The 8,030-nt window shown below is 61.5% G+C and carries 7 protein-coding genes and 2 pseudogenes; 5 read left to right on the forward strand and 4 right to left on the reverse strand.

All coding sequences use genetic code 11. The features are described from left to right. Positions 1-79: 79 nt before the first annotated feature. Positions 80-256 (reverse strand): annotated as a pseudogene (locus tag DMX11_RS26315) (site-specific integrase); the annotation flags it as partial. A 264-nt stretch (positions 257-520) separates the two neighbouring features. On the opposite strand from DMX11_RS26315, the gene dusA reads away from it, so the two are divergent. The 3 genes from dusA to DMX11_RS25575 all read left to right on the forward strand — a co-directional run bounded on the left by dusA (position 521) and on the right by DMX11_RS25575 (position 4,713). Next, positions 521-1,531, forward strand: a complete 1,011-nt coding sequence (gene dusA, locus DMX11_RS25565) for a tRNA dihydrouridine(20/20a) synthase DusA (RefSeq protein ID WP_110748547.1) — start codon at positions 521-523, stop codon at positions 1,529-1,531. 201 nt (positions 1,532-1,732) lie between these two features. Beyond that, complete coding sequence (tal, locus tag DMX11_RS25570; protein WP_110748550.1) at positions 1,733-2,659, forward strand: transaldolase; 927 nt, start codon at positions 1,733-1,735, stop codon at positions 2,657-2,659. Between the two features lie 203 nt (positions 2,660-2,862). Further along, positions 2,863-4,713 (forward strand): alkaline phosphatase D family protein, encoded by a 1,851-nt coding sequence (locus DMX11_RS25575; protein ID WP_110748553.1) that lies wholly within the window; start codon positions 2,863-2,865, stop codon positions 4,711-4,713. 75 nt (positions 4,714-4,788) lie between these two features. Here the strand turns inward: DMX11_RS25575 and rssC are convergent, their stop codons facing one another. After that, on the reverse strand, positions 4,789-5,271 hold the full coding sequence (gene rssC, locus DMX11_RS25580; RefSeq protein WP_019096598.1) for an anti-sigma factor antagonist RssC: 483 nt from the start codon (positions 5,269-5,271) through the stop codon (positions 4,789-4,791). Further along, a complete protein-coding gene (gene rssB / locus DMX11_RS25585) occupies positions 5,268-6,449 on the reverse strand; it encodes a two-component system response regulator RssB (protein WP_110748556.1) in 1,182 nt (393 codons plus the stop codon). The genes rssC and rssB overlap by 4 nt, the downstream gene beginning before the upstream one ends. Before the next feature lie 270 nt (positions 6,450-6,719). Between rssB and DMX11_RS25590 the strand changes: the two genes are divergently transcribed. Then, positions 6,720-7,019: a PilZ domain-containing protein gene (locus DMX11_RS25590; protein ID WP_110748560.1), complete on the forward strand. Its 300-nt coding sequence runs from the start codon at positions 6,720-6,722 to the stop codon at positions 7,017-7,019. Positions 7,020-7,052: 33 nt separating this feature from the next. On the opposite strand, the gene DMX11_RS25595 is transcribed toward DMX11_RS25590, so the two are convergent. Continuing rightward, positions 7,053-7,760 (reverse strand): VacJ family lipoprotein, encoded by a 708-nt coding sequence (locus DMX11_RS25595; RefSeq protein WP_110748563.1) that lies wholly within the window; start codon positions 7,758-7,760, stop codon positions 7,053-7,055. Positions 7,761-7,960: 200 nt separating this feature from the next. Here DMX11_RS25595 and DMX11_RS25600 point away from each other — a divergent pair. Beyond that, positions 7,961-8,030 (forward strand): annotated as a pseudogene (locus tag DMX11_RS25600) (phosphonoacetaldehyde phosphonohydrolase-related protein); the annotation flags it as partial.

Raw genomic sequence — 8,030 nt, forward strand, 5'->3', positions numbered from 1 at the left:
CATGCAGTTGGAGGCCTTCGAAGCGGTCAGCGATAATCCACAAGCCAAGCTGTCAGCTGTGATCAACTAAACGGCGAACTCAATGGCAAGAGCCATGATGAGTTACACCACTTCCCGGGACACGATCGCCACTCCTGACAGATGGATCGCCACGCCCCCTCAGATAGGTATAACGCCCCAGCCAATTCCAGTCACAATGACCGGAAACACTCGATACGCGCGGGGTACCCCCATCCATTTCGAATAGGCGGCTCACAGCCAACTCGGTTTCCCGTCGCTTCGCCCAAGCCACTGCAGCCTGGTTTGCAGGCGAACGTTTGGCTCTCTTGGTAGACTGTCACCTTGTCGCTATTAATGCGGATCTGGACGAGGTAGCCAGTGCTGCCATCGTGCCTTTTTATGCGTGCTGACCGCTGCCATCCGAGATTGGTACACGTCGACTGTCGGTTGGTACATTGTTACCAAGCGCTTGGTAAAAACGCCCACCCCCGAAAAATTGGTACAAAACACGTTGAACGAAATGACCGCAAAATCAGGCTCCAAGCCAGAAACCACGCGCCCTGAGCCGTCACGCCGCTTCAGCGTTGCCCCCATGATGGACTGGACAGACCGCCACTGCCGGTTCTTCCTGCGCCTGCTCTCCAAGCACACCTTGCTCTACACCGAAATGGTCACTACCGGCGCCTTGCTGCACAACGACGCCCACCGTTTCCTGCGCCACGACGTTTCCGAGCACCCGTTGGCGCTGCAACTTGGCGGGAGCGTGCCGGCTGACCTGGCTGCCTGCGCGCGGCTGGCCGAGGACGCAGGCTACGACGAGGTCAACCTCAACGTCGGCTGCCCGAGCGACCGGGTGCAGAACAACATGATCGGCGCCTGCCTGATGGCCCACCCGGCACTGGTGGCCGATTGTGTGAAAGCCATGCGCGATGCGGTATCCACCCCGGTCACGGTCAAGCACCGGATTGGCATCAACGGCCGTGACAGCTATGGCGAGCTGTGCGACTTCGTCGGCCAGGTGCGCGAGGCCGGCTGCCGCAGCTTTACCGTGCATGCGCGCATCGCCATTCTCGAAGGGCTTTCGCCGAAAGAGAACCGCGAGATCCCGCCGCTGCGCTATGACGTGGCAGCGCAGCTGAAGGCGGACTTCCCGGACCTGGAAATCGTGCTGAACGGCGGGATCAAGACCTTGGCAGAATGCCAGGCCCACCTTGAAACCTTCGATGGCGTAATGCTGGGGCGTGAGGCGTACCACAACCCTTACCTGCTGGCCGAGGTGGACCAGCAGCTGTTTGCCAGCGAGGCGCCGGTGGTCAGCCGCAGCGAGGCGCTGGCGCAGTTGCGGCCTTACATTGTGGCGCATATGGAAGGTGGCGGCGCGATGCACCACGTTACCCGGCATATCCTGGGGCTGGCCCAAGGGTTCAAGGGCGCGCGCCGCTTCCGCCAGTTGCTGTCGGCGGACATTCACAAGGCGGCCGAGCCGTTGGCAGTGTTCGACCAGGCGATGGAGTTGCTGCAGGGGCGCTAATGCAGCCCAGCCAGGTCATGGAATTTTTGTGGGGGCGGGTCGCGCAGGCGCCGGCTTGTGTGTTTGCGGAACCTCGCGCGCCCCTGCGACTCGAATGCTCACCTTCGCACCGCCCTTCACGGGCAAGCCCGCGCCGACAGCCCTTGAGCGGCTGTCGGGGCTCGGGTAATGTCGAGTCATTGCACAGGACAGAGCACGCCCATGACCTCCAAGCTGGAACAACTCAAGCAGTTCACCACCGTGGTCGCCGACACCGGGGACCTGGACGCCATCACCCGCCTGAAACCGGTCGATGCCACCACCAACCCGTCGCTGCTGCTCAAGGCTGCAACCATCCCAGGCTACGCCGACCTGCTCAAGCAGGTAAAGGCCGATGCCAAGGGCAATGTCGACCTGGCCTGCGACCAGTTTGCCGTCGCTGTGGGCTCGGGCATTCTCAAGGTCATCCCGGGGCGTATCTCCACCGAAGTGGATGCCCGCCTGTCGTTCGACGAACCGGCCCTGCTGGCCAAGGCGCGCGCGCTGATCGACCTGTATGACAAGGCAGGTGTTGGCCGCGACCGCGTGCTGATCAAGCTGGCCTCAACCTGGGAGGGCATCCGCGCTGCCGAGCAGCTGGAAAAGGAAGGCATCCAGACCAACCTGACCCTGCTGTTCTCCTTCGCCCAGGCCCAGGCCTGCGCAGATGCCGGGGTGTTCCTGATTTCGCCATTCGTGGGCCGTATCTACGACTGGTACAAGAAGAGCACCGGCCAGGAATACGTGGGCGCCGAGGACCCGGGCGTACAGTCGGTCACACGCATCTACAACTACTACAAGGCCAATGGCTACAACACCGTGGTCATGGGCGCCAGCTTCCGCAATATCGGCCAGATCGAACAACTGGCCGGTTGCGACCGCCTGACCATCAGCCCGGACCTGCTCGACAAGCTCAGCAGCGACCAGGGCGAGCTGCCGCGCATTCTCAAGCCGGGCAATACCGGCGAGGCCAAGCACGTACTGAGCGAAAGCCAGTTCCGCTGGGCGATGAACGAAGATGCCATGGGCACCGAGAAACTGGCCGAGGGTATCCGGCAGTTTGCCCGGGACCAGGAGAAGCTTGAAAAGCTGATGGCTGAAAAGGGCTGATACAGTTCGGGTTTGCCAGACGGGCGGGAAGTGTTCAGCATTTTCCGCCCGTTTTGTTTTGCCAAGCCTCAGTTGTGAATTGAATTCCAGGGTCTCTTCGCGGGTAAACCCGCACCCACACCTACCCACAGGCCTGAAATTGGCGCTGTACGTGTGGGCGCGGAATTACCGCGAAGGGGCCCGATAAGCCACCCGAGCTGTCGATGACTTCCTGTACCCCCTTGCCCCTCGTACTCGCCGGCCCGATCCTGCGCCGCCTGGAGCCCCAGCGCCTGGCCATCTGGCTGGTCGCCACAGAACCACTGCAACCCCAATTCATCTGCCCGGCAAGCGAAGCCCAGGTCGATTGCCAGGTGGTGCCAATAGGTCGGCACGCCTACATCCACCTGCTGGACATCCACTTCACCAGCACCCTGCCGTGCAACCAGCTGCTCGACTACGACCTGCTGATCAACGGCCAAGGTATCGCCGACTGGGCCCCACACCTGCTCTACCCCGGCACCCTGCGCCCGAGCCTGGTACTGCGTGAGCGCCTCGACCATTTGCTGCACGGTTCCTGCCGCAAGCCGCACCACCCCGCTGCCGATGGTCTGCTGTGTGCTGACCGCCTGCTGCAGGCCTGTACAAGCGCAGAAGATCGCCCCGCCGTGCTGCTGATGACCGGCGACCAGGTATACGCCGACGACGTCGCAGGCCCGATGCTGCGTGCCATCCATGGCCTGATCGCGCGCCTGGGCCTGTTCGATGAGCAACTGGAGGGTGCGGTGGTAGCCGACAGCCAGGCGCTGTACCAGCACCCGGCCAGCTACTACCACCGCGCCGACCTGCTGCCGGCGCTGGAACGCAACGACACCCTGCGCGAACGCTTTTTTGGCGGCAAGCGCAAACCGATATTCTCGTCCAGCAACGCCGACAACCATCTGGTGAGCTTTGCCGAAGTCATGGCCATGTACCTGCTGGTGTGGTCGCCGGTGCCCTGGCAACTGGTGAACCTGGACATGCCCAGCGGGCTCAACGACCAGCACCAGGCTCGTTACCGGCATGAGCTGCCACTGATCCAGGGGTTTGCCGACAACCTCGGCCAAGTGGCGCGGGTGATGGCCCACCTGCCTTGCCTGATGATATTCGACGACCACGACATCACCGACGACTGGAACCTTTCGGCACAGTGGGAAGAGACCGCCTACGGCCACCCGTTCTCGCGGCGGATAATCGGCAATGCCCTGCTCGGCTACCTGCTGTGCCAGGCCTGGGGTAATGACCCCGACACCTGCAAGCCTCTGCTCGGGCAATGCCAGGCGCTGACCCGTCACAACCACGATGAGCTCATCGGCGACCTGCTGCGTTTCCAGGGCTGGCAGTTCAGCCTGCCTACCGAGCCACCGTTGCTGGTCCTGGACACCCGTACGCGGCGCTGGCGCAGCGAAAGCAACTTGGCCAAGCCGTCCGGACTGCTTGACTGGGAGGCGCTGAGTGAATTGCAGCAAGCACTGCTCGATCATCCCTCCGCGGTCATCGTGTCGCCTGCGCCGATTTTCGGGGTGAAGCTGATCGAGACGGTGCAGAAGGTGTTCAGCTGGATGGGCTACCCGCTGCTGGTGGATGCCGAGAACTGGATGGCCCACCGCGGTGCAGCGCAGGTCATCCTCAATATCTTCCGCCACTCGCGCACCCCGGGGCACTACGTGGTGCTGTCGGGAGATGTGCATTACTCCTTCGTGTATGAGGTGCTGATTCGCCACCGCCAGCGCAGCCCGCATCTGTGGCAGGTGACCAGTAGCGGGATCAAGAACGAGTTCCCACGGCGCTTGCTGGATGTACTGGACCGGCTCAACCGCTGGTTGTATGCGCCTCGCTCACCACTGAACTGGTTCACCAAGCGCCGGCAGATGGAGGTGGTGCCGCGCACGCCGAGCCATAGCAAGGCGGGGGAACGGTTATGGAATGGCGCGGGGCTGGGGCAGGTGTTTTTTGATGAACAGGGGCGGCCGGCGCGGGTGTATCAGCTGGATGCAGGCGGGAGGGAGGCCACCGAGTTCGTTGGCGAGAAATAGCTGATTCGGTAAATCAGCCGCCCCTACAGGCCCTTGCGCGAGCGAACCCGCGGCTAGGCCAGTGCAGGCTAGAGGTCAGCTGCGCTCCAGCGCGCTGACCAGGTCATGGAAGGCTTCACGGTTGGAGTCGTTCAGGCCCATGAGAATCTTGTGCGCCTCCAGCACCTTGGAACGCACGACATCTTCGTTCTGGTCCTGCGACGGCAGGTCGGTCAGGCATTCCGGGCACGGAATCGGCCGATCGACGATGTTGAATACCTGATCGAAGCCCATCGATTGCAATAACCGGGAAATGTCCGGGTTGGTGGTGACGACGGTCGGCAGCAGGCCAACCTTCTGCCGCGACAAGATCGACAGCTTGGCCAGCAGGCCCAGGGTAGTGCTGTCGATGCTCTCGGTTTCGGTGAGGTCGATGACAATCGCCGAGAAGTTCAGCGCAGTGAAAATCTTCTCGATCGTCGCATCCAGCGCCGAACACAGGGTCAGACGCACTTCACCGACGAATTTCAATACGAAGGTACCGCTCTGCTCGGCGAACTGGATTCTACCGGTACTCATTGAAGGTTCCTGCTCAACACCAATAGGGCGATATCATCCGGCATCTCCCCAAGCGTAGCCAATCCAAATCGTTGACGCAGCCCATCCAGGCTGCCACCTGCTGCCTTGACGATCTCCGGCAAGGCGGCTTCTTTATCTTTGAGCGTATCACCCGGCAAAAGGTCCAGAATGCCATCGGACATCAGGCTGAGGCTGAACTGCGGTGGCAGCTCTACCACCAAGTCCTGGTAGGTGGCCTCGTCGAACAGCCCAACCGGCAGGCCACGGCCTTCCAGGTAGCGGCAGTGCTCGGGGGTGTACAGTACCGGCAGCGGCAAATGGCCGCCAACGGCGTAGGTCAGCAGGCCAGACTCTTCGTCGATCACCCCGCCAACCATGGTTACATGCTTGCCCAGCTTGCTGTTGATCAGACCGCGGTTGATGTGGCTGAGCACTTCCGACGGCTTGAACTCGCGCATTCTGCTGCGCTTGAGTTCGAACATGAGGCGCGTGGTCATGAATTTCAACAGCACGGTGACAAAGGCCGACGACGCGCCATGCCCGGAAACATCAGCGAGGTAGAAGGCGATGCGCCGTTCGTCCACGCGGAAGTAATCGACAAAATCACCCGACAGGTACAACGACGGGATGATCTGGTGCTCGAAAGCGAACTCGCCGGCTACCCAGGGGTTTTCCGGCAGCATGTTCATCTGCACCTGGCGACCGGCGGTCTGGTCCTCCTGCAACAGATGCAGGCTGGCCTCCAGCTCACGGTTGGCGGCTTCGAGCTTGTCGCGATAGCGCTGGTTTTCCAGCACCAGGCGTGACCGGTCGAGGGCACGGCGTACCGAATGCTCGAGTACGGCCAGGTCTTCCAGCGGCTTGATCAGGTAGTCAGCGGCGCCCAGGCGCAACGCTTCCACCGCATCACTCATGACGCCGGCACCAGACACCACGATCACCGGTAACTGCGGCGCACGCTCGCTGACCTGGCGGATCAGTTCGAGGCCGCCCATCTGCGGCATGCGCAGATCGCAGATCACGAGGTCGGGCTGGTGTTCTTCGAAGACCTGAAGGCCCTGCTGGCCATTACCGGCCTGGAGGACGCTGAAGCCACTGTCTTCAAGATAGGCGGCGAGGCTCGCACGGACCACGTCGTCGTCATCAATGATCAGCAGCGTTGCACTGGTTTTCTGCATGTGGGCGAACGGCGCCGATTTAGGTTGGTGCAGCGGTGTCGGCAAGGCAGACGGCCAGCTACGGGAATTCGCTATGGTCACACTCTACTTGAGTTGTAGGACAAGAACACCTGCCCGGCAACTGTCAGAGGTACCTTGTAAGGCGCAGACGGTACTCCCATCCGCCAGGGGTTTCAAGCATGCAACGGTCGACCTTGCCGCTCTTTACAGGGCAAATCACCGGGAGTTATAAGAAAGTTGATCAGCGCACCCCGATGGGAAGGATGCAGCATGCCCCACACGCCCTCCAGCCACAGCGAGAAACGCGATTTCATCCGCATGCGCCTAGACACCGGGGTCAGCCTATTGCACGCAGACCAGGTGATTGCGGCGGTATGCCTGGACCTGTCCAGCGGCGGCATGCAGGTGCAGGCGCAGGCGCGTTTTCAAGTAGGGGACCGGATCGAGGTGCAGATCGACTCCGACCACCCGGCACTGAAGGGGCTGCATGCCAGCACCGAAGTGGTGTGGATTGCCGACCAGCCAGGCGGGCAGCAGAAATTCGGGCTACGGATTCTGGCGATGCATTGAAACAGGGGCCGCATGCGGCCCCTGCTGGATGAATCAGAAGTCGTCTTCGACTTCGCCATCCTTGACCTTGAACTCGCGGTTCTGCAGGTAGGCGTTGCGTATGAAGATGTATTTGTCACCCTGAATCAGCTTTTCGGCCGACAACAGGCTGGCCCGGGTATCGACTATGTCCAGGGCAAAGATCGAGTTACGGGTCGGTACGTGGTCGATGTAGCGGTAGGGCTTGGTGTAGCCGTCCGGGTACTTGGCCACGCCGTCACGCACAGTGCTTGGGCCCAACAACGGAATGACCACGTACGGGCCACTCGGCACACCCCAGTAGCCCAGGGTCTGGCCGAAGTCCTCGTCATTGCGCTGCAGGCCCATCTTGGTGCCCACATCGAAGAAACCACCCAGGCCGAAGGTGGTGTTGACGATCAGCCGCGCAGTATCTACGCCCGCCGCATGGGGCTTGAGCTGCAGCACGTCGTTGGCCAGGTTGGTCACGTCACCCAGGTTGCGGAAGATGTTGTGGATGCCATCTTCGAGGAACTGCGGGGTAACAGCTTGGTAACCCTTGGCCAATGGCTTGAGCGCATAGGTGTCGAGGGTATCGTTGAAGCGGAAAATCGGGCGGTTGACCGCTTCCCAGGGATCTTCCTCAGTGGCAGCCTGGGTGGCTGCCACGGGCGCCAGCAACATGCTGGCGCAGACACAGGCCTGGGTGACTCGTTCGAGCACACTGGCACCGATCCTACGCATAGATGTTTCTCCATCGAAATTCTCGGCCGCAAGCGCAACGGGTCGCGCTGCCGTACGGCGGCAGTATAGAGCCTTGCGGGCTGATAATCAGCTTTACACACGTTTGCTCAATATTTTGTGAACAACTGTTGCACGATTGGCAGTGTCACAGCACCGTAACAATCACCGAATAGCCTGCCGTCTATTTGGGGGAAGTCGCCATGGACGCTGCACCCGCCTTCACTGCTGTGTTGTTCGGCTTGCGTGGCTGCCTGGTGCAGGCCGCCACGG

The sequence above is a fragment of the Pseudomonas sp. LB-090624 genome, from assembly GCF_003205205.1.
In the GTDB taxonomy this organism is placed as follows: Bacteria; Pseudomonadota; Gammaproteobacteria; order Pseudomonadales; family Pseudomonadaceae; genus Aquipseudomonas.

Bases quoted from the DNA above. Each gene is read 5' to 3' on its own strand.
- rssC (WP_019096598.1), bottom strand. From the start codon at position 5,271: ATGAGTACCGGTAGAATCCAGTTCGCCGAGCAGAGCGGTACCTTCGTA.
- rssB (WP_110748556.1), bottom strand. From the start codon at position 6,449: ATGCAGAAAACCAGTGCAACGCTGCTGATCATTGATGACGACGACGTG.
- dusA (WP_110748547.1), top strand. From the start codon at position 521: ATGACCGCAAAATCAGGCTCCAAGCCAGAAACCACGCGCCCTGAGCCG.
- tal (WP_110748550.1), top strand. From the start codon at position 1,733: ATGACCTCCAAGCTGGAACAACTCAAGCAGTTCACCACCGTGGTCGCC.
- DMX11_RS25595 (WP_110748563.1), bottom strand. From the start codon at position 7,760: ATGCGTAGGATCGGTGCCAGTGTGCTCGAACGAGTCACCCAGGCCTGT.
- DMX11_RS25590 (WP_110748560.1), top strand. From the start codon at position 6,720: ATGCCCCACACGCCCTCCAGCCACAGCGAGAAACGCGATTTCATCCGC.
- DMX11_RS25575 (WP_110748553.1), top strand. From the start codon at position 2,863: ATGACTTCCTGTACCCCCTTGCCCCTCGTACTCGCCGGCCCGATCCTG.